Source organism: Pseudomonas capsici, assembly GCF_017165765.1.
In the GTDB taxonomy this organism is placed as follows: domain Bacteria; phylum Pseudomonadota; class Gammaproteobacteria; order Pseudomonadales; family Pseudomonadaceae; genus Aquipseudomonas; species Aquipseudomonas capsici.
Map to the genome: position 1 here is coordinate 40,972 of NZ_JAFGZD010000021.1, position 20,764 is coordinate 61,735.

General features: G+C 60.2%; 22 protein-coding genes. 11 read left to right on the forward strand and 11 right to left on the reverse strand.

What is annotated here, in order from left to right; all coding sequences use genetic code 11:
- The first annotated feature begins 30 nt into the window (after positions 1 to 30).
- The 5 genes from JSY17_RS21585 to JSY17_RS21605 all read left to right on the forward strand — a co-directional run bounded on the left by JSY17_RS21585 (position 31) and on the right by JSY17_RS21605 (position 4,462).
- Positions 31 to 336: a MazG-like family protein gene (locus tag JSY17_RS21585; RefSeq protein ID WP_117167753.1), complete on the forward strand. Its 306-nt coding sequence runs from the start codon at positions 31 to 33 to the stop codon at positions 334 to 336.
- A complete protein-coding gene (locus JSY17_RS21590) occupies positions 333 to 1,082 on the forward strand; it encodes a methyltransferase domain-containing protein (RefSeq protein WP_117167754.1) in 750 nt (249 codons plus the stop codon). Before JSY17_RS21585 ends, JSY17_RS21590 begins: the two co-directional genes overlap by 4 nt.
- 18 nt (positions 1,083 to 1,100) lie before the next feature.
- Positions 1,101 to 1,724 carry a DUF4136 domain-containing protein gene (locus JSY17_RS21595; RefSeq protein WP_117185394.1) on the forward strand — a complete coding sequence of 208 codons (624 nt, stop codon included), beginning with the start codon at positions 1,101 to 1,103 and terminating at the stop codon, positions 1,722 to 1,724.
- Between the two features lie 18 nt (positions 1,725 to 1,742).
- The gene (locus JSY17_RS21600) at positions 1,743 to 2,306 is read left to right on the forward strand and encodes a DUF4136 domain-containing protein (RefSeq protein ID WP_122372150.1); all 564 of its coding nucleotides are present in this window, start codon (positions 1,743 to 1,745) and stop codon (positions 2,304 to 2,306) included.
- 110 nt (positions 2,307 to 2,416) lie between these two features.
- The gene (locus JSY17_RS21605) at positions 2,417 to 4,462 is read left to right on the forward strand and encodes a TadG family pilus assembly protein (protein ID WP_200978570.1); all 2,046 of its coding nucleotides are present in this window, start codon (positions 2,417 to 2,419) and stop codon (positions 4,460 to 4,462) included.
- Here the strand turns inward: JSY17_RS21605 and JSY17_RS21610 are convergent.
- Positions 4,459 to 7,227: a PAS domain-containing sensor histidine kinase gene (locus tag JSY17_RS21610; protein ID WP_200998681.1), complete on the reverse strand. Its 2,769-nt coding sequence runs from the start codon at positions 7,225 to 7,227 to the stop codon at positions 4,459 to 4,461. The genes JSY17_RS21605 and JSY17_RS21610 overlap by 4 nt on opposite strands.
- Positions 7,217 to 7,672, reverse strand: coding sequence for a TadE/TadG family type IV pilus assembly protein (locus JSY17_RS21615; protein WP_117183401.1), 456 nt, complete (start codon positions 7,670 to 7,672; stop codon positions 7,217 to 7,219). Before JSY17_RS21615 ends, JSY17_RS21610 begins: the two co-directional genes overlap by 11 nt.
- Before the next feature lie 76 nt (positions 7,673 to 7,748).
- Between JSY17_RS21615 and JSY17_RS21620 the strand changes: the two genes are divergently transcribed.
- Positions 7,749 to 8,219: a prepilin peptidase gene (locus JSY17_RS21620; protein ID WP_206402924.1), complete on the forward strand. Its 471-nt coding sequence runs from the start codon at positions 7,749 to 7,751 to the stop codon at positions 8,217 to 8,219.
- A 124-nt stretch (positions 8,220 to 8,343) separates the two neighbouring features.
- Positions 8,344 to 9,084, forward strand: a complete 741-nt coding sequence (locus JSY17_RS21625) for a response regulator transcription factor (protein WP_404823364.1) — start codon at positions 8,344 to 8,346, stop codon at positions 9,082 to 9,084.
- Positions 9,085 to 9,108: 24 nt separating this feature from the next.
- Here the strand turns inward: JSY17_RS21625 and JSY17_RS21630 are convergent, their stop codons facing one another.
- From JSY17_RS21630 to cpaB, 8 genes are read right to left on the reverse strand one after another with little or no spacing between them, the layout of a single operon-like run.
- Positions 9,109 to 9,381: a DUF3613 domain-containing protein gene (locus JSY17_RS21630; protein WP_117183338.1), complete on the reverse strand. Its 273-nt coding sequence runs from the start codon at positions 9,379 to 9,381 to the stop codon at positions 9,109 to 9,111.
- A complete protein-coding gene (locus JSY17_RS21635) occupies positions 9,378 to 10,091 on the reverse strand; it encodes a tetratricopeptide repeat protein (RefSeq protein WP_232849586.1) in 714 nt (237 codons plus the stop codon). The genes JSY17_RS21630 and JSY17_RS21635 overlap by 4 nt, the downstream gene beginning before the upstream one ends.
- A gap of 28 nt (positions 10,092 to 10,119) precedes the next feature.
- A complete protein-coding gene (locus JSY17_RS21640; protein WP_206402922.1) occupies positions 10,120 to 11,007 on the reverse strand; it encodes a type II secretion system F family protein in 888 nt (295 codons plus the stop codon).
- A 1-nt stretch (position 11,008) separates the two neighbouring features.
- Positions 11,009 to 11,893 (reverse strand): type II secretion system F family protein, encoded by an 885-nt coding sequence (locus JSY17_RS21645; RefSeq protein ID WP_117167763.1) that lies wholly within the window; start codon positions 11,891 to 11,893, stop codon positions 11,009 to 11,011.
- A gap of 20 nt (positions 11,894 to 11,913) precedes the next feature.
- A complete protein-coding gene (locus JSY17_RS21650; protein ID WP_025262123.1) occupies positions 11,914 to 13,170 on the reverse strand; it encodes a CpaF family protein in 1,257 nt (418 codons plus the stop codon).
- On the reverse strand, positions 13,170 to 14,360 hold the full coding sequence (locus JSY17_RS21655) for a pilus assembly protein (protein WP_117183341.1): 1,191 nt from the start codon (positions 14,358 to 14,360) through the stop codon (positions 13,170 to 13,172). The genes JSY17_RS21650 and JSY17_RS21655 overlap by 1 nt, the downstream gene beginning before the upstream one ends.
- Positions 14,357 to 15,628, reverse strand: a complete 1,272-nt coding sequence (locus tag JSY17_RS21660) for a type II and III secretion system protein family protein (RefSeq protein WP_117185388.1) — start codon at positions 15,626 to 15,628, stop codon at positions 14,357 to 14,359. The genes JSY17_RS21655 and JSY17_RS21660 overlap by 4 nt, the downstream gene beginning before the upstream one ends.
- A gap of 19 nt (positions 15,629 to 15,647) precedes the next feature.
- On the reverse strand, positions 15,648 to 16,601 hold the full coding sequence (cpaB, locus tag JSY17_RS21665) for a Flp pilus assembly protein CpaB (protein WP_117185387.1): 954 nt from the start codon (positions 16,599 to 16,601) through the stop codon (positions 15,648 to 15,650).
- Between the two features lie 292 nt (positions 16,602 to 16,893).
- Between cpaB and JSY17_RS21670 the strand changes: the two genes are divergently transcribed.
- The 4 genes from JSY17_RS21670 (at position 16,894) to JSY17_RS21685 (ending at position 19,361) form a co-directional block, all read left to right on the forward strand.
- A complete protein-coding gene (locus JSY17_RS21670; protein ID WP_117167767.1) occupies positions 16,894 to 17,097 on the forward strand; it encodes a Flp family type IVb pilin in 204 nt (67 codons plus the stop codon).
- 70 nt (positions 17,098 to 17,167) lie between these two features.
- Complete coding sequence (locus JSY17_RS21675) at positions 17,168 to 17,575, forward strand: response regulator (protein WP_025262128.1); 408 nt, start codon at positions 17,168 to 17,170, stop codon at positions 17,573 to 17,575.
- Positions 17,576 to 17,659: 84 nt separating this feature from the next.
- A complete protein-coding gene (locus JSY17_RS21680; protein ID WP_117167768.1) occupies positions 17,660 to 17,953 on the forward strand; it encodes a hypothetical protein in 294 nt (97 codons plus the stop codon).
- A gap of 70 nt (positions 17,954 to 18,023) precedes the next feature.
- Complete coding sequence (locus JSY17_RS21685; protein ID WP_206402921.1) at positions 18,024 to 19,361, forward strand: MATE family efflux transporter; 1,338 nt, start codon at positions 18,024 to 18,026, stop codon at positions 19,359 to 19,361.
- Here the strand turns inward: JSY17_RS21685 and JSY17_RS21690 are convergent.
- Complete coding sequence (locus tag JSY17_RS21690; RefSeq protein ID WP_206402920.1) at positions 19,358 to 20,758, reverse strand: contractile injection system protein, VgrG/Pvc8 family; 1,401 nt, start codon at positions 20,756 to 20,758, stop codon at positions 19,358 to 19,360. The genes JSY17_RS21685 and JSY17_RS21690 overlap by 4 nt on opposite strands.
- Between the last annotated feature and the right edge of the window lie 6 nt (positions 20,759 to 20,764).

The following is a 20,764-nucleotide window of genomic DNA, read 5'->3' on the forward strand; positions in this document are numbered from 1 at the left end:
CCTGAAGCTATGCGCCTTCAGGAGAGCATCATGAACATCGACGAGTTGACCCGGCGTCTGCACAGCATTCGCGATCAGAACGACTGGAAACAGTTTCACAGCCCCAAGAACCTGGCCATGGCCGCCAGCGTGGAAATGGCCGAGCTGGTGGAAATCTTCCAGTGGCTGCGCGAGGATCAGTCCCGCGAACTGCCACCGGAAAAGCTGGCCCATGCAGGTCAGGAAGTCGGCGATATCGTGCTGTATCTGCTGCTTCTGTGCAGCGAACTCGGGCTGGACATGGAAGAGGTCGTGCGCAGCAAGCTGGCTGACAGCGAACGGAGATTCGCCAAGTGAGTGATCGTCATTTCGACCAGTTGGCCACTCGTTTTGCAGAAAAGATCTACGGCGGCGCCAAGGGTGCCATCCGCCTTGCCGTGTTGCAGGCCGACCTTGCCGAAGCGCTGCCCGAGCGTCCGTTGCGCGTGCTGGATATCGGTGCAGGGCTTGGGCACATGTCGTTGTGGCTGGCCGAGCGCGGCCATGAAGTCACCCTGGCCGAACCGGCAGAACCGATGCTCGAAGGCGCACGCCAGCGCTTTGCCGAAGCCGGACAGAACGCGACCTTCATTCAGGCACCCTGGCAGGATCTGCCGGGGCTGCTGACCGAGCGTTACGACCTGGTGCTGTGCCATGCCGTGCTGGAGTGGCTGGCCGAACCCCATGCCATCCTGCCGGTGCTGCATCGTTTGACCAAGGCCGATGGCTGGTTGTCGCTGGCATTCTATAACCGGGATGCGCTGATCTATCGCAACTTGCTCAAAGGGCACTTTCGCAAGATGCGCAAGAACGATATGGCAGGCGAAAAGCAGAGCCTGACGCCACAGCAGCCCCTCGACCCTCGGGAACTGGCAACGCAACTCGAAGGCCTGTGGCAGGTCGAAACCCGCAGTGGCGTACGAGTGTTCCACGATTACATGCCGGTCGAATTCCAGGCGCGGGCCGAACTGCAAGACCTGCTGGAGATGGAACTGGCCCATCGACGCCATCCGGGCTTTGCAGGTCTGGGTCGTTACCTGCACTGGATATGCCGTCCGGTCTGAAACCACGCGGAGACCATCATGAAACGCCGCCTCGCCCTGATCGCCATCTGCCTGAGCGTGAGTGCCTGCCAAAGCAACAACCCGTATGTCGCCAGTTCAGCGCCTATACCGCCTGCCCCACCGCAAGCGGCCAGGACCCTGGACATGAGCGCCTATCCGGCAGCACCGCGCGATTACGGCCGCTATCGAAACTGGGCCTGGCTCGACGGTCATCTGCCGCCGGGCACGGCGTGGATGGATTCGGCGCAGATCGCCGATGCCGTCAGCAATGGCCTGGACCAGCGCGGGCTGCGCCCCAATCGCAACGGTCAACCGGCAGACGTGTATGTCAGCGCATCGATTCGTCAGGAAACCCGACTGAGGCAAGTGCGCGAAGACTATTCCGACCCGTACTATGGCGGCGTGGGTTATGGCCGCTACAACGGTTATCGCAATGGCTATGGCGGTTACGCCAGCGTCCCGGTAGTACGCACCTATCAGGTAAACGTGATGGTGGTGCAGATCAACATGTTCGATGCCCGCACCGGTCAGCCGGTATGGAGCGCCAGCGCCGACACCGGCAGCGGTGGCGATGAAGCGTCGCGCAGCAAAGCCTTGCGTCAGGCGGTACAACAAGCCTTGACGGCGTATCCCCCTTCGTAACCTTTTCGGAGAACTGCCATGTTTCGCCGCCTAGCCTTGCTGTCACTGGTCATGCTGCTCAGCGCCTGCCAGACCAGTCAGATCAACCGTGACTTCGATGCCCAGCGGGATTTCGGCGGCTATCGCAGCTGGAGCTGGAAAGAGCCCGGCGTGCAGTATCAGCCCGAAGATCCTCGCATCAGGAGTGACCTGACCGAACAACGCATTCGCCAGGCGATCGGCGACCAGCTGGACCAGCGCGGCCTGCGCATGGCCCCGAGTGGAACCAACGCCGACCTGCGGGTGCAAGCCTGGCTGATCGTCGAGAACCGTCAGCAACTGGTCAGCACCAACAACAATGCAGGCTGGGGCCCCTGGGGCAGTTATGGCTACTGGGGCGGCCCGTTCCCCACTGAAACCCGTAGCGTGGATTACAAGGTCACGACCTTGCAGATCGACCTGTTCGACGGCAAGGACGGCAAACTGGTCTGGCGCGGCAGCACCGAACGTATCCTGAGCGATAACGCAGCAAACCCGGGAGCCCGGGACACTGCCGTGCGCAATACCGTGGCCAGAATTCTGGAGCAGTATCCGCCGCGCTGAGCCGTTTTCGCGGATGAATCCGCTCCCACGCATCGGGCAGCCTGACCAGGCCTTGTCTACACTCCTTTGCACACAGGCGAGTAAGCGACGGCTTGGCCGAAGGAGTGCTGATGTCTCCCCTGAATCGTTATGCCGGGCTACCGATACGGCAACGTGGTGCCATTAGCTTGCTGGCTGCACTGACCCTGGGTTTTGCCCTGTTGTGCACGTTGCTGGTCATCGACAGTGGCAGGCTGTATCTGGAGAAGCGCTCGCTGCAACGTATAGCGGACATGGCCGCACTGGAAGCGGCTGGCCGCAAGGGCACCTGCAGCCCGGGAAGCAGTGCCTCCACTTTCGCCAACCAGAGTTCTACCCGAAACAGTTTCGTGGCGGGCACCGACAGTCGCACGCTGACGATCAACTGCGGCACACTGACCCTGGATGCAGACAGCCGGCGCACCTTTACCGCCGACGCCACCAAGTCGGAAGCCATCAGGGTCGTCGCCACACATGCAGTGCCCAGAAGCATCGCGGCAGGCATTGCGGCGCTTTTCGACAGCACCCCGACTCCGTCAAACATTCAACTCAGTGCCACAGCGGTCGCGGCAGGTACACCGCCACTGGCAGCTCTGACCATCCGCAGCGCCGCGATGACCATCGACAGCACCAAGGCCGCGCTTCTCAACCCCGTGATCGGCAGCCTGCTGGGCGGCACCCTGAACCTCAGTGTCGCCAACTGGCAAGGCATCGCGAGTACCGACCTGAGCGTGCTCAATTATCTGGACCGGCTCAAGACCGACCTGAACATCAACGCCGTAGGCTACACCGACGTGCTGAACAGCAATGTCGCAGTCAGCCAGTTGATCCAGACCGCGATCAATGTGCTGGACCCTGCCGGAACCCTGAGCGCCACCGCCACCATTGCCGGGCTGAGAGCCTTGAAGGTCGCCGCTGGCGCGACCACGGTACTGCTGGGGGATTTGCTGTCGGTACAAGGCAGCACGAATATCGCGGCACTCAATACCAGCCTGCGCCTGATCGACCTGGTGCAAGGCCTTGCGCAACTGGCCAATGACAAGAACGGCGTGTCGGCAGCGGCACAGATCAATCTTGCCGGGCTGGCGCAGGTCACCACCAGGATTCAGGTCGTCGAGCCACCGCAACTGTCAGCGGTTGGCGACCCCAGCAAGATCGACCCTCTCAACCCCAAAACCGGCGCTAACAGACTTTATGTGCGCACCGCGCAAATGCGTGCCCTGGTGTCGATCAACTTGCCGGTGCTCGGAGCGATTACCCCACTGGTCAATACCGCTACCTCGCTGGTCAGCAGCCTCACCCCGGTCCTCAACAGTGCCCTGAGCCTTAACCTGGCCGGACTGCTGGGTTCGACCACTTGCGCCATCGGCCTGACCAGTTGCATGGTTTCGGACATCAAGCTGCTGACGTCGAGTTCATCCTCGAGCGCCGGCCCCAGAATCGATCTGAGTATTTCACTGGCCAGTGCCGACACTTACGTCACCGGCTATACCTGCACCAGCAACACCAGCAAGACACTGAGCATTCACACCGATACCGCGCTGCTCAGCACCCGGATCGGCCTGATCGACAGCGCAGGAGCCTTTCCGGCCAGCACCGATCCTTCTGCCATTACCGCCCTTCCCATTCCGGTGATCGATATCGGGACCCAGACCTGCCAGAAGATTCTGGGCCTGCTGGGTAACTGCAGTGCACGTGTCCCCTTTGGCGGTGGAGGCGTAGGAATCAGCTTTGATCCTGTCAATCAGTCGCCAGTGGGAGGAAGTTCTTCTTCGACCAACAGTAGCTTCAGCTCACCCAATCTTCCGGAGGTCAGCAGCTCCCCCTACTTCCCCCTGGACCCCGCAGCTGCGGTCATGCCCAGCGCATTGCTCGACGGCGTCATCTCCAGCGCCAGGGTCAGTGTCTACAGACCTTCGACCACCAGCCCCAACGGCCTGGGCAATGTGATCACCGGTGCCGCCTCCTTGCTGGGAGCAATTACCACCAGCCTGGACGGCATTGTCGCCAGCACCCTCAGGCCACTGCTGACATCGGTAGTAGACCCGCTGATCGACGCGCTGGGCCTGACCCTGTCGCCAGCCGAGGTGGGCGGCAACCTCAGCTGTAATTTCGGTCAGGCCACGCTGGTCATTTAGTCGTGCTTGAAAATCGGCAGCTCGATCTGGAACCTTGCGCCCTCATCGACGTTGCTGACGCTCAACTGCCCGCCCATCTGATCGACAATGCCATAGCTGACGGATAATCCCAGGCCGGTGCCGACGCCCACCGGCTTGGTGGTGAAGAACGGCTCGAAAATCCGCTCCAGCAGACGAGGATCGATGCCGCCGCCGTTGTCCTGAACCGAGAGGCGAATGATGTTCTCGTCTTCCTCCACTCCCAGGCTGATCCAGGGCTCGAAGTCGCGGTCCTTTTCCCGGCGCGAGAGCAAGGCGTCCCGGGCGTTGACCATCAGGTTGATCAGCACTTGCTCTAACTGATCCACATGCCCGCGCACCTGCACTGTGGCGCACATTTCTCCGATGCGGATCTGCACGCCCTTGCCTTTCATGCCCTCGGCGAGCATCGAGATCGTCCCTTCCACGGCCTGGATCGGGTTGAACAATTGCTCTTCGATCTCCGAGCGACGACCGAACACCCGCATATGGTCCACCACACGCGCCGCACGCTGAACCTGGGTATCGATGCGATTGAGTTTCTCAGTGAGGTATTCGATATCGATATCGCCCTTGCCCAGACGCTTGAGCACGTTGACCACCGCCATGCGCATGACATTGAGCGGCTGGTTGATCTCATGGGCCAGACCGGTCGCCATCTCGCCCAGGGTCGCCATTTTCGCGCTCTGATTCAGCTGCATCCGCGAGCGGCGCACATCAGTGTTATCGCGTCCTACCGCCTGAATTTCGATCAGCTTGCCGTCCTCGTCGAAGACGCCACGATCGGCCCATACCCACCAGGCATACTCACGGCCAGGCAGTTCGATGCAGATTTCCTCGGTGCTCATGGGCGCTTCGGGCGTCAGCAGGCCAATACGCTTCTTGAAGGCCTCGCGCTGCTCATCGGAAAGCCAGTCGCCCAGATTGATGCCTGTCAGTTGCTCCGGCGTGCACTCCATGTAATTGGCCAGCGGACGGTTGCCGAAGCTGAGCACCAGATCCGGTGTGTAACGGCAGATCATTGCAGGCGAGTCTTCCACCAGAATCCGGTAGCGTTCCTCGCTCTTGCGCACCTGCTCGGCCGCCAGGGTCGCGTCGGTCACATCCAGCCAGAGGCCCACGGCCTCCACCGGCATGCCCAGGTCGTCACGCAGCAGGCGCGCTTCATCCAGCAACCAATGATAGTCGCCCTTCTTGTCCCGCAGCCGGTAACGACGACTGACAAAGCCTTCGCGCAACAACTGCCGGTTGCGATCGAACCAGATGTCCTGATCGTCTGGGTGGATGTACCCGGCCAGTTGCCCGTCGACACAATCGGCCAGTGTCCAGCCCAGCAAAGGCGTGAGGCTGTCGCTGAAGAAACTGGGTTCGAGGTTGCCATGGTCATAGCGCTGGACGTAGATCACCGCTGGCGAACTGGCAATCAGGTTGTCCAGCCGTGCATGGGCGGCAGCCGCTTCGGTTTCCTGGTTCTTGATATCGCTCACGTCGAGCATGAACCCCAGTACCCGCTGCACCTGACCGCTGATCAAGGCCTGCCCCTGAATACGGAACCAGATATTTTCCTGCGCCGGGTCTGCCTGCAACAGGCGCACACAGAGCAGCATCGGCGTGCCTTTGTCACGCAACTGGACAAGGCGTGTAGACAGTTCCTGACGGTCGGCGGGGTGAATCATCGCCAGCCAGTCCTGACGGGGCAAACGGTCGACCCTGTCGCTCAGGCGCAAGCTGCGCGCCAGTTGCGGGGCCAGCAGAATCTCGTCGCTCCCCGGCAACAACTCCCACCAGCCGGTCCCCAGCAAATCCTGAAGCACCGCCAGCCGTTCGACATGATGCCGGTTGTGCTGCTCCGACAAACGGAACAGCACCGGGCCGGCAAGAGCCGAACACAGATTCAGCCATTCGCGCTCACCCAGATCCGGCGCCTGCTGCTGTGCATTGTAGAAACCGAACATCAGCCAGGCCTTGGCCACGCGCTCACGGCTGTGAGGCATGACAAAACCGTCGGCATTGCCGAAAGCGCTTTGCAGTTGCGCAAACCCCGTACCGGGTCCAAACGCCAGTTGATGGCTGATGTTGGCATCCAGCCTGTCCAGTTCCACACCCAGGCGCTGACCGACCTGCCATAACTCCGGCGCGGTATGGGCGTGATACTGGGCATAGACTCGCCAGCCGACACCATTGATCTCCGGCAGCGCCAGAGCCACGCAGGGGATGTGCCAGAGCTGCGCCAGTTCCTCAAGCTGTTCGGTCACTACGGCAGCCAGTCGCTCGATATTGCAGACCCGTATCTTTTCGGCAATCTGCCCGGCCAGGCGCAGGCACTGCTGACGAATGCGGGCGGCACTGGCCTCCTCCATCAGGTCGCTGATATCCAGCAACTGCAACAGCCAGCCCTTGCCATGGGCCTGAACCCAGCCGCGTGCATGCAGGGTATGGGCATCGGCACTCTTGAAGTCCAGATCCAGCATATGTCCCACCCACTCCGACGGCACACCCTCGATCACCAGGGCGCTGTTGGGCAGCAGCAGATGCATCAGGCGCTGCATCAATACATTCTGTGCCGAGATTCCCAGGCGCGAGAGCAGATGCTGGCTGACGTCCTGCACGCGCCCCTCGCCATCGAGCAGCAGATAGAGATCGGCGCCAATCGGTTCGGGTTCGACTGTCGCTGGCACGGGTGGTGGGGCGGTCGGCGCATCGGAGCGCCCCAGCCAACGACTCAAACGTGTTTTATCAAGGGACAAGTTGCAGACTCGCTCGGGCAGAAAGGTTGGTCGGCAGGTTCGGTACTTCGCCGATTCCTGGCAGGGTCAACACCGGCAGAATTCTGGTCAGTTTGCTCTTGGGGTAGTGAATGCTCACCGTCAGGACGCCCGCTGTGTAACTCACCGTCATGTCGGAGGCAGTGAAATTCAGCCCGGCAGGCATCCAGGCCAGTTGGCTGGTCAGGACGGTACGGGCCTGGGTAACCAGCAAGGTGTCGTAATTGGCCACGGTCGGGCTCAGCGCGACACTACGGCGCACGGCCTCACTGGCGGCAGCATTGAAAGACTGCACCATCAGCAAGGGCAGGCTGTAGCTGACCACGCCATAGAAAACAGCGAAGAACGCAACGAACACCACGGCAAACTCTATTGCAGCGGCACCCTTCTGCTTTCGCCGAGAGAATTTACGAAAGGTTGTTGGCATGTCGACGTTCATCCTGACATTTACTACCTTTTAGACAGCATAGGATCTTTCAGAAAAACAGGATGTTTTTTATACAATGGAATTAATTTTCCTACTCATCTGGCTCGCCATATGTGCAGAACAAGACGCTCGCCAACGACAGATATCCAACTGGCTGACGTTGGGCGGCTTTGTCTTGGCGCTGATTTATCTACTGTATAGCGGCCATACCTGGCTGGGATCCGAATCCGCCGACGCCGGCTGGGCATTTTTACTGGCGGTAGTGCTGACGCTGCCCGGCTATGCCATGGGCAGACTGGGCGCAGGCGATGTAAAGCTGCTGTCAGCGCTGGCTCTGGCAAGCGGCAGCCTGCTCTTGCTGGGCACTTTCATCGGTGCGGCACTGGCCATGCTGATATGGCTGGCCATTCGTCAAAAAGTCTGGCCCCTTTTGGGACAACGGTTTACACAACGCTATTTCTACATGAATGCCGAAACGACAAATAAACAGCCCTTCTCGCCTTTTCTGTTTGTCGGCTTCTTGTTGGCAGCACTGTGCATCCACTAGTCGAATGGCAGACTAACGCTATGTACATAGTTGGAAAGTACGACTACGGTAAATTGTAAATCGTGTTTTGCTGATATGGACCGGCCTCGGTCAGTAGTTGAGGCCCGCCAGCATGGAGTAGCGCGTGAACATGTATTCAGCCGTCAAAGTGCTGGTTGTCGACGACCAGCCCCTTATCGTTGAAGAACTGAGCGACTTCCTCGAAAACAACAGCTATCACTGTATTCCGTGCCACTCAGGGGCCGAAGCCGTCGAACAGTTCTGCAATGACGACAGCATCGGCATCGTACTGTGCGATCTGGACATGCCGGACATGAACGGCATCGAGATGGTCGAAGCCATGAAGCTGGCAGGCGGCAAGAAACACCTGTTCGAGGCCATCATGCTGACCGGGCTTGCAGAGAAGAAAGACGTCATCAAGGCACTGCGCGCCGGTATCGCCGACTACTACCAGAAACCCGTCGATCTCAACGAACTGCTGCAGGGCATCCAGACCCAGGAACTGGCATTGCTGGAACGGCAAAAAAATCTGCAGCAGCTAGGGCTGCTCAACGAAAAACTCCAGTACCTGGCGGCATCCATCGATGATCTCTACAAGAATCTGGATAAAAAACAGGACGCCCGGGAGCCACACGGCAGCGACGCCGAGAACAAGCTGTTCGCCCAGCTATCGCCCAGGCAACTTGCCGTCGCCCGGCTGGTGAGCAAAGGCCAGACCAATTACCAGATCGCCTGCGAACTGGGCATCACGGAAAACACCGTCAAATTGTATGTTTCGCAAGTCCTGCGCCTGACCCATATGCATAACCGCACTCAGCTGGCGCTGGCCCTGTCGCCCAATCGACAACACCAGTCAACGCTGTGATTTACGACAGGGCCGTGAAACCGATCATTTTCCGCCCGACGAAATACTCCCTCCTTCCTTCTGTTCATAAAACTCCGGAATCTCGTGCTTGTAGCTATTGATCCAGCGCTGCAGGCTCAGGTCACGCTCGGCGGGGGTAACGGTTTGCGGCGTGGGCGAAGCCGCATCACCACGGGCCTGAAGTTGCAGCCAGGCCTCGGTCTGTTTCTGCGCTTTCGATGAAGGACCTTCGTCGATGGCCCATGCATCGCCGCACAGACCAAAAACCAGAATGCCGCTGAAGATGATGCGCTTCATGGATGTGCTCCCTCTGCTTGACGACTGGACGCAACCTGGTCATTCGGGGTCCCCTGCCTGGCGACAGGCGTCTTCAGTTTTTCGGCCCTGACCTGAGCGTCACTGACCTGCCGTGCCGTCAGCCCGGCGCGGGAAGCCAGCTCTGCGGCCTGGGTCCAGTTATCCTGATAGATCAGCAGCGTGACCAGATTGGCCGCCGCCAATGTGTCGGACTGCCGAAGCTCGATGGCGGTCAGAAACTCGAAGCGGGCCTGCTCCAGCTTCAACTGATTGAGATAGACCACCCCGAGATCATTACGAATCTTTTCATCGGTGGGAGCCAGTTTGCTGGCTCGCATCAAATGCTGCTGGGCCTGGACGTTGTCGCCACGGGACGCCGCCAGTTGCCCCAACCCATGTTCGCCCTGGGCCGCCCGACAAGTACCCAGCAGGCTGCGATACAAAGGCTCGGCTTCGCGACTGCCCAGCAGACGCAATACCCGCGCCTTGCGCAAGCGTACTTCCTCGAGGTTGTCCGGCAGTGTTTCGAGATTGGCCAGGCTGGCATGCAGACGTCCTTCATCGGCCATGTTCTGGGCCATATTCAGCGTGAACTCCTGATCCGAGGTCGGCTTGGGACAACTCGCTGCCGACTGCATCCAGGGCGTGGCACCGTGACTGGCACATCCGCCCAGCATCAAGAGCCCCAAGAGGGTTATCGCTGCTTTCATTGCATCCCTTCCTTCATCCATGCACGTTTCACCGGCCGCTCAAGGCATGACCGATGGCGGTAAATCCCGGTCCGGCCAGCACGATCAATAGCGCGGGAAACAAAAACACCATCATCACCACCGACATCTTGGCCGACAGTTTGGAAATGTATTCCTGTAAGCGCGTCAGGCGGCGGTCGTCGAGCAATTGCTTGAGGGCCAGCAAGGAACGCAGGGCTCCCCCGCCCTGATGGATCAATTGATTGAGGATCACGCAGGTGTCACTGAACTCGTCCACTGCCAGCAGGGCAGCGCTCTTTCTCAGCTCTTCCCCCAGCTCCAGCCCGGAGTCGACCCGTACCAGAATCACGCGGATTTCCTCGGACAGCACCGGCAGCAAGTCCTTGCCCTCGTTGCTCAGCACCCGCAGCGCCTGCTCCACAGCCATGCCGGACTCGAAGAGGATGCGCAGCAGCGGAATGAAGGTCGAGATCTCCACCACCACCTGCTTCTGGCGATACTTGGCATAGGCAGCCAGCGCTCTTTTGGGGATCAGATAACCTATGCCCAACGCAAATACCGGCGCGATAAAGGGCTGCTCGATGGAATTGAAAAACAGCACCTGAAGCAGGATCACCAGCGTGAAAAGTCCGATGGGTACGCCAATCTGGCAAGCCGCGTACAGCGAGCGCTTGCTGGCTCGACGCCAGCCGATACGGTTGAGCAGCACCTGGGTTTCGGTATCCAGGCTGATCGAGCGCTGCCCCAGGCGCGTGTCGCCCAACAGTCGCAGCCAACTGCCGATTCGGCTTTCGCGCACGATCTGCCCCTTGAGCCGCACAGCGACCTGGCGCTCGTTGCGACGCTGGCGAGCCAGATTGGACAACAGCAACAAAGCGGCCGCCACAAACATCACTGCACTGATGGTCAGGCCCATTTCATACACTCCGCAACATGCGCCACAACGTCAGGCACCCCATCACCTGAAAGGCAAACGCGACGATCAGCATTCGCTGCCCGCCACTGTCTTGCCACATGTGCATCAGATAATCGGGATTGGTCAGCATGAAATAACCGACCATCGCGATGGGCAGCAGCGCCAGCACGATAGCGGTCATTCGTGTTTCACCGGTCATGGCCCGCAACTGACGGCTTGCCTGCTCGCGCTCGCGGATCAGCTTGATCAGGTTCTCCATCAGTTCGCTGGCATTGCCGCCATAGCGATGATTGACCTTCAGCCCAAGGGCGAACAGATGAAATTCGTCGCGCTCGTACAGCTCGGCAAAATCCCGCGCAGCATCGGGCAGGCTGACGCCCATCTGCACGTTGCGCTCGATGCGCAGCATACCGTCGCGCAATGGCTGGTCTGCCGCCTCGATGCCATGCAGCACCGCATCGGCCAGGGTGCGGCCGGATTTGAGACTGCGCACGGTGTGATCGAGCATCTGCGGCAATTGCTCGATCATGCGCCGCACCCGCTTGCGATAACGCCAGGAAATAAACAGGCGCAGCATCAAGGGAGCGGCGACCAGCCCGACCCCGAAGCCGAACCAATCGCCCATGAAGTAGCCCAGCAGCATCGAGATCAGCCACAAGGTAATCGCCAGACCGATCCGCTCGGTGGGCCTGCCCAGCCCGGCGCGCAGAAAGGCGCGCTCCAGCCACTCGATACCGGGCTTTTCTTTCACCGCTATCGGCTGCCCGACCTGCAAGCGCTGCATCACTCGCTCGCTGGCACCACGATTGAGCGCCAGATAGAACATGTAGAGCGCAGCGCCCAGCAACAGTACAAAAATGATCGCCAGCACCAGTGATGCTTTCATGGGCAGCCTCCCTGCTCGCGTCAGTAAGAAGGTCGCAGTTTGTCACCGGCGGCATGCACGGCTTCGCGCAGAAAGCCGATGCCGGTACGCCGATCCAGGCGGAACAGGGTGTTGGTGACATAGATGTCGTCGCGGATACCCACTACCTCGACCACTTCACTGACGCAACGACGCCCGTCGGGCAGGCGGGCCAGCTGGATGATGACATCCAGTGCCGCACAGATCATTTGCCGCAGGGTCCGCTCGGGGATCTGCCGACCGGTCAGGCCGACCAGGGTTTCCAGACGCAACAAGGCATCCTGAGCGTTGTTGGCGTGTACCGTGCTCATGGAACCATCGTGGCCGGTGTTCATGGCGGTCAGTACATCCAGCACTTCCACACCACGAATCTCCCCCAGGATGATGCGGTCCGGGCGCATCCGCAAAGAGTTGCGGATCAGGTCGCTGGCGCGCACTTCACCATGGCCTTCGGCGTTGGGTGGCCGGGTTTCCAGGCGCACCACATGGGGGTGAATCAGTTGCAGCTCGGCAACGTCTTCGATGGTTACCAGCCGCTGTTGCGTGTCGATCATCTGACTGAGCACGTTGAGCATGGTGGTCTTGCCGGTGCCGGTACCGCCGCTGACCAATACATTGCAACGCTTGCCCACCGCCTCATGGAAGAAATCGAAGATCGACTGATCGATGGTCTGCATCGCCACCAGGTCGGTGCTCTTGAGCATGTCCTTGCGAAATTTCCGGATCGACAGACAGGGGCCATCCAGGGCAATCGGCGGGATGATTGCATTGACCCGGCTGCCGTCGGGCAATCGCGCATCCACCATGGGCGAGGACTCGTCCAGTCGACGACCAAGAGGTGCCAGAATGCGCTGCATGACCCGCTCGACGTGGTGCGAGTCGATGAAGCGCAGGTCGGTGTGGTGCAAGATACCGTCACGCTCCACAAAAACCTTGCCCGGTCCGTTGACCAGAATCTCCGTCACCGCGGTATCGCGCAGCAGCACTTCCAGCGGGCCGAAGCCGGTCAGCTCGTCGACCAGCTCTTCGGCAAGGCGCTCCATTTCATAACGCGAAATGGCCAGCCGCAGTCGGGCGACATATTCGGCCACCTTGTCGAACACGAACTGCGCCAGCACCGGGCGCGAGCCTTCAAGCAGGTTCTTGCCGCTCTCCTCGATGCCATCGATGATGTAGCGATGCAGCACCAGCTTGAGCCCCTGCCCGTCATCCGTGCTGCCCTGGGTACGCGAAGCGACACCAAACAATTTCTCCGCCATCATTTATTCCCCCATAGCCGAGCGAAGAAGCCTTCACTGGGTTTCTCATAAGCATCGGAATGGCGAACCAGGTGATCGCCCAGACGACGCAAGCCCGTACACAGCGACTCCCTCGGTGCCAGGTCGAACAGCGAAATGCCCTGATTCTTCGCGTTGAGTCGCAGCTCAGGGCTCAGCGGCAAAACCGAAAACACCGGCAGCCCGAAGGTCTTGCCCAGGGTTTCCGAATTGGGTGCCACCGCACGCAGATAGCCGTCGATCAACAGCCCGGCGTGCTGCATCTTCATGCCCTTGTCCCGCCAGAGATTGAGTACCGCCAGATTGCGCCGGCACTCGATCACACTCTGGTCGGCGTACCACAGCAGCTGGTCACAGTGAGTTACAAAGGTGCGCAGGGCTTCGCTGTCCGGCTGCCCCACCAGATTCACGATGACATGCTGGAAATGCTGGCGCAGGGCACTGAGCAACATGTACAACTCGGCCGCACTGGACTGTTCCAGATGATCGTCGGCTTCGGTGTAGGCCAGAATGCGCAAACCGTTCTCGAACGTTGTAAAAGCGCTGTCGATAAGGGTCGCGTCCAGCCTGCGCAAATGGCGCAGCGCATCACCGAAGCTGAAAGTCGACTCAAGACCGAGCATCGACAGGCTGTCGCCACGGGGCAAGCCCAGATCCAGCAGCAAAGTGCGTTGCCCGGACTTCTGCACCACCATCGCCAGATGGGAGGCGATCAAGGCTCCGTCGCCATCGCATTGAGCCCCATACAGCACCGACAGACCGCTCATGTTGGGGTTGGGCGTTACCGCAGGCAGGCGCTTGCTCAAGCGCCGCACCAGACCGGCAACCTCACTGGAGCGCGAGCCATAAGCCACGAAATCCCTGGCTCCGGCGCGCATGGCATTGAGTACCAGCTGGTTATCCATACCATCGCCCAGTGCGACAATCGCCAGCATCGGCTTGGCTTCCAGAGCGCCTTCGATCAACGCGCTCTGGTTCATCAGGTGCTCACGATCAAGCCCCACGAACACCACGCTGGCGAAGGTCACATCCACCAGCGCCAGCAAATCGTCCAGGCTGCCGCTGCCGGCGCTCACCACCTGGCCCAACGAGCCCAGGGCGCCCTGCAACCATTCAAGATCGGTGGGATTGCGGGTAATCGCCAGGAACGTCTGGCTCAGGCTCTGACTCATTGGGATAACCCGCTGCGGCGCTCGAAATCGCCGTTCTCCAGGAAATACATACGGAAAAAGTTCGGGTCGTAATTGCGCAGGCCTTCGCCGGGCAGCGTAGGCAACTTGGCATTGACCGCCAGAGGCTGCACCAGATGCGGAGTGACGATCATCAGCAGCTCACGTTCATCGCGCTGGATCTGCGAATTGCGGAAAAACGCTCCCAGAATGGGGATATCGCCAAGCCCTGGAAACTTGTCCACCGACGCAATATTGCTGGAGCTGATCAGGCCGCTGACCACAAAGCTTTCCCCATCGGCCAGGGAAATACTGGTGTCGGTACGCCGCACATTGAGTGCCGGCACCGTAGTGCCGGAAATGGTGATACCCGCCGTGAAATCCAGCTCGCTGACCTCAGGCGCGACCTTGAGCAGAATACGGTCACGTCCGACCACGGTAGGCGTCAGCGTCAGGCGCACGCCGTATTCCTTGTATTCGATGGAAATGCCATTGCCGTCTCCGCTGGGCACCGGCACCGGGAACTCGCCGCCCGCCAGAAAGCTCGCACTCTGCCCGTTCAGCGCAACGAGGCTCGGGCGTGCCAGGGTGTAGGCAAAGCCGCTGCCTTCCATCGCATTGATCATGCCCAGCACCTTGCTGCTGCCACCGCCCCACACGATGTTGAAGTTATTGTTATTCAGGCCGATGGCTGGCCGCGTGGACCCGACAGTGCCTGGCGAAACCGTGACATCGGTTACCGTACCGGGAGCACCGAACAGAAAGTTGTTCGAGCCGGTACCGAAAATCGATGTACTGGCCTCCTTGAGCTTGGAGCGACTGACTTCGATGAAACGGATATCGGTCTGTACCTGACTGGGCAACTGGGGATCGAGAGAAGGCACCGATACAGGATCGACCAGCGCGGCCGTGCTGCCTCCCCGCACGAACACCATGCTCTGGCGCGGCGAGGTCGAACAGGACGTCCAGACCATCAGACTCGTGGCCCCCGCAGAGACACCGGTCAGCAGAAAGCCCTGGTTGCCATTGACCAGCACATCGGCCACCTTCGGATCGCCCACGGCAATCCGGGTAATGCTCACCGGCGAACGAACATCCTGTTGCATGCCTTGCGTGACCTCCAGCACGGTCGGCATGGCTGCCAGACTTGCACAGCCAGCATTGGTATTAGCGGCGGGGCCAGAAGCTGCCCAGCCCGAATCCACGCCCAATCCGGCGAACAGCAAAAACAGCGCGTGACGTTTTAAGACCGGTACGAAACAGCGGCTCATCAAATGCTTCCTTGCTCGATCAGGGAGTTTGTTGCGTTACCTGGTTGCCGCGTATCACCTCGACACCACGAGATCCGCGAGACGCACCGGCATGAGGGTTGGCCGCGCCACTGAGGGCCAGTTGACTGAACTGCACCAGATTGCGCCTGGCGGTATCCAGGCGCACGGCGACATCGGGACGACCGGGGTCTGCGGTCCAGTAATCCTGCAGATTGCCTTCATCGGCACTGCGCACGGCCAGACGCAGCACACCGGTCTGGGTGGCCAGCAGCAAACGGCTCAGCAAAGATTCGGGCACCGCAACCACCACGGTCCGGGCGTTGGTACGTTGCTGCTCCAACTGAAAGCGCTCATCGGCACTGATATTCCGGGCAGGCTTGCCGTCGCGAGTCGGCCCGAGCAATTCACCCACGCTCAGGATTCTCAAGGCAGGCACTGCCACCTGACTGGAACGGATCGGGTTGACGGTGTCTTCGGGCAGATAAAGCAGAACATCGACATAATCGCCGGGGCTGAGCAGCCCGCTGGCACCGATCACCTCATCCACGGACAGGGCCATTGCCCGCTCGTCGGGACGAATCATCCGCGACAACGCTCCGCCCGCTTCGAAACTGCTTTCACTCAACCAGGTGCCGGCTGTCAGCGGACGCCAGGTACTGCGTCCGAGTACGTCTTCGATCCTGCTGAAACTTCCGGCGGGCGCAACCTTGAGGCGCTCGATCAGCAGATCTTCGTCTTTGAGAAGCGTGTAGGAAGGGACATTGCGAGCCAGCACCACGACATTCTGGCGCAGGGCTTCTTCCACAGGGGGAGGCGGCGGCTCGACTACGGCAGGGGGCGGTGCCTGTACGACGGGAGCCTCCACGGGGGGCGGCGCCGCAGGCTCTTTACTGACCATCAATCCCAGATACCCGGCCACTACCGCGCCGAGCAGAAAAACGATAGCGAGCACCATGGTGATACGACTGCTCATGGCAACGCTTCCTTTGTCATCGCATGACCACCTCAATCCAACGCATCAACTTCGCAATAGCAATGAAGAACAATCACATGCCGCTGTTTTGAAGGTAGCCCACACCACCCAAAACGCCATTAAGGCCGGTGAAATATCCTTATCCGGATAGCCGGGAGCGGTGCTTTATAACTTTGTGATTAATGCTTTATTACGGTTGTGGGTTAGCGAGTTGGAGGCAATGCTGTAACTGCAAGAGTTGTATGAAACTGCTGGTATTAGCCGCGCCATGAAGGGTGCAAGGAGAATCGAAATGTTCCTTACCAATCTGTACATACGCGTCTATGCGCACATTCAGGCCTTCCTGAAAAACCGGGAAGCCGCTTCGGCTATCGAGTACGTACTCCTGGCGGCCATGGTGGCTGTGGCCATTGTTGCCTTCGTGCCAGCCATCAGCGCCCAGGTCCGGGTCATCTTCAACCAGGTTCTGGTGGCCTTGGGCGGTACGGCAGTCTGACGCTTGATTGAACGAGGATAAAGTGTTGTAAGATCCGAGGCCGTTACCAACGTTTTTCAAGGGTATCTATATGGCCGTCCATCCCACACGCCAACAGCTGCTTCTGGTTGATGACGAAGAGGACGCCAATGAAGAGTTGGCAGAGCTGCTCGAAGGCGAGGGGTTCTGCTGCTTCACTGCGTCCTCCGTCAAGATGGCTCTGCAGCAACTGACCCGTCACCCGGACATCGCGCTGGTCATCACCGATCTGCGCATGCCCGAGGAGAGCGGCATCCAGTTGATCAAACGCCTGCGTGAGCACACTTCGCGCCAGCATCTGCCTGTGATCGTCACTTCGGGACATGCCGACATGGAGGACGTCAGCGACCTGCTGCGCCTGCAGGTACTGGATCTGTTCCGCAAGCCCATCTACCACGTCCGCCTGCTGGAAACCCTCAACAACCTGTTTCCCGAGCCGAAAATCTTTCAGGTGCAGTGACACGAACCTTCATGATCCACGGAACTAGCCATACTGCTCCATAGCCAAAGCGAGCAGACCTATGAACGTGATCAGGATGCACATATGAAGGTAGAAAGCTTTTTCGAATGGCTGGGTCAGGCTATCGGATCGGTGATTCGGTTTGTCGTCGACACCCTTGCCTGGCTGTTCAACGGTTTTACCCATGCCGGCGGCAATTTCGTGGACGGCCTTTCCCGTACTCTGGGCATGGACGCTTCACTGGTCAGCATCGTCGCACTGGTCATCGGACTGATGTTTCTGTACTCCGCGATTCGCGCCTTCATGCGCGCCTCCATCATCATGGGCATCATCTGGCTGGCGCTGGGACTGTGGCTGCTGAGCTGGATCATCCACTGACCGCCAAAGGCACCGCGCGCTTCAACTGACCGGCATTACGGCTACAATGCCCGCCTTGCCGGGAGTTCTCATGTCCAAGTTGTCCAGCGACTGGCGTCATCGCCCCACTCATCATCGGGTCTGGGGCCTGGCGCTACCGATGATTCTGTCGAATATTTCCGTACCGCTGGTGGCGCTGGTGGACAGCGCCGTGATCGGCCACCTGCCACATGCCCATCAATTGGGTGCAGTGGCCGTGGGCGCCACACTCTATACCTTCCTGGCCTGGGCCATGGGATTTCTGCGCATGGGCACCACAGGCTTTGCTGCCCAGGCTGCGGGGCGCAGCGATGGTGCTGCGTTGCGCCGGATTCTGCTGCAAGGCCTGCTCCTGGCCATGGGGCTGGCCTGCCTGCTGGGGCTGATCGCCCTGCCCTTCAGTCATCTGGCCCTGTCGTTGATGCAACCCTCGGCCGACCTGCAACAGATGACTCTGGACTTCTTTCACGCCCGGCTTTTCGGCCTGCCTGCGGCACTGGCCACTTATGCGCTGGTGGGCTGGTTTCTCGGCACCCAGAACGCCAGGGCCCCGCTGGCGATTCTGCTGATCACCAATGCGGTGAACATCATTCTCAATCTCTGGTTCGTTCTGGGTCTGGACTGGGGAGTGGTCGGCTCGGCGCGTGCCTCAGTGCTGGCAGAGTGGACCGGCGCATTGATCGGCCTGTTCATGGCCCGCAACGCTCTGCAGGCCTGGCCGGGCAGGATCGTCTGGGCAGCCTTGAAACTCTGGAACAACTGGCGCCCGCTGCTGGCGGTCAACCGCGATATCTTCATTCGCACCCTGGCGCTGCAATCGATCATGTTTCTGATCACCGCTCAAGGTGCCCGGCTGGGAGATGCCACCGTCGCCGCCAATGCATTGCTGCTCAATGGCCTGCTGCTGACGTCTCATGCGCTGGACGGGCTGGCCCATGCCGTGGAAGCCTTGTGCGGCCACGCCATCGGCGCCCGAGACCGCACGGCATTACGTCGCTCTCTGGTGGTCGCAGGTGGCTGGTCGCTGATTGCCAGCGTGGCCTTTGCCCTGCTGTTCCTGACTGGCGGACATCTGTTCGTGCAGATGCAGACCAATATTCCCGAAGTGCGTGAAACCGCCATTGTCTATTTGCCCTATCTGGCGGCCATGCCCTTGCTTGCAGTCTGGAGCTATTTGCTGGACGGCCTGTTCATCGGTGCCACACGCGCCCGCGAGATGCGCAATGCGATGCTGATCAGCGTTGCCCTGATTGCTCCCGTTGCCTTTTTCGCCGTCGATCAGGGTAACCATGGGCTCTGGCTGACATTCCTGGCTTTCACCCTGCTGCGAGGCCTGAGTCTGGGGAGCATTGCCTGGCGCCTGAACCGCAAGGACGGCTGGTTTGCCTAGTGATCGCTCTCAGCCATTCTGCCGGCAAAGGTGATCTTCGGGCTGGTCAGGGTCAGGCCGCTTGAATCAAGCCGCACCTGACTGGAACCGATGCTCAACGACAACTCGCTGCCCTCTTCAAACGACACCATCGGCCCGTTATCCAGACGGAAGCGGCGCTTCTCGCCCATGATCATCTGCCAGTCCAGTTGCGCCTGCACGCTGTCGGCAGGCAAGGCGCTGGCGGGCTGGGCGAAAACCGGCTCACAGCTACGAGAATGCAGGCAGGCGGTGATCACCGGACGATCCATGTCGTCATCGAGCAAACTCACCAGCACTTCCATCCCGCCGGTAAACACCAGATCGAGCCCGGGCATCACCGGTAGCCAGCAATCGTTGTAACGCGCACCACGCCCCTGCAGCCCCCACTCGAACTGCACCTTGAGACGTCCTACCGAATCGCGCGCGACCTCCTGCCCCGGCAGCCCCACGACCCACGCCCTCTGCAGCTGCGGAACCTGCGGACGTGGCTGCGGCTCCGGCACACTGAAGCCCACTTCCCAGGGGACGGCCTGAAAGCGATTGGTATACCCCTCGCCGCCCTCACCTTCCGGTGCGGGTTCGAGGCAGCGATGCTCGACCCGGTTGACCAGCCACATGTGGTTCCACTCGGTTTCCGGGTGGCCGGTCAGCGGCAGCAAATACCCTGACATCACAAAGGGCAGACAGCTTTCGCCTTCGGCCTTCTGCCGGGAGCGACTGCCCGGAACGTCCTCGCCCTGGGTGCTGACAGCAAAGCATGTCACGCCATGCCGGTAGGGCAACTGCTGCCAGGGAGCCGCAGGCGACGGACGAAAGCCGCGCAGGCTATCGCCGAAAACCAGCTCGTGGCGCTGGCGAGAATGAATGAAGTGATAGTGGATACCCTCTTCGGCACACAGGCGCTCCACCAGTTGCAGGTCAGACTCCTGATATTGAGCGCAATACTCGCGCTCGCGACATTGGGTTTTCAGCTCGAAGCGGTAGCTGCCCTTGCGCAACCCATGCTCCTCCAGAACCCTGGCAATAATCTGCGGGGCCGTCATGTGCTGGAAGATACGCTGGTTGTAACGCTGCCCGAGACAGGCTAGCCGAGGGCCGATCGTCAATCGGTAACAGGCAGGTCCGGGCCGGAAATGGCTGCGCATCGCACTGTGAATCTGGCCATGAAAGCCATGCTCGCCCCCTTGAAAGCTCAGGAATACCGGCTTGTACATCAGGCTTGCCAGATCCACATCGAGACCTTCGTTGACGACCTCAAGCTCAAAGACAAAAGGCTGACTGATTGCTTCCGTCCCCCGTAACCGGAGAACGCTAAAACAATGGCGCAGACGGGCGATCTCCAGACGAAAAAGCGGCACGCTGGCGGGATCGGGCATGAGGGT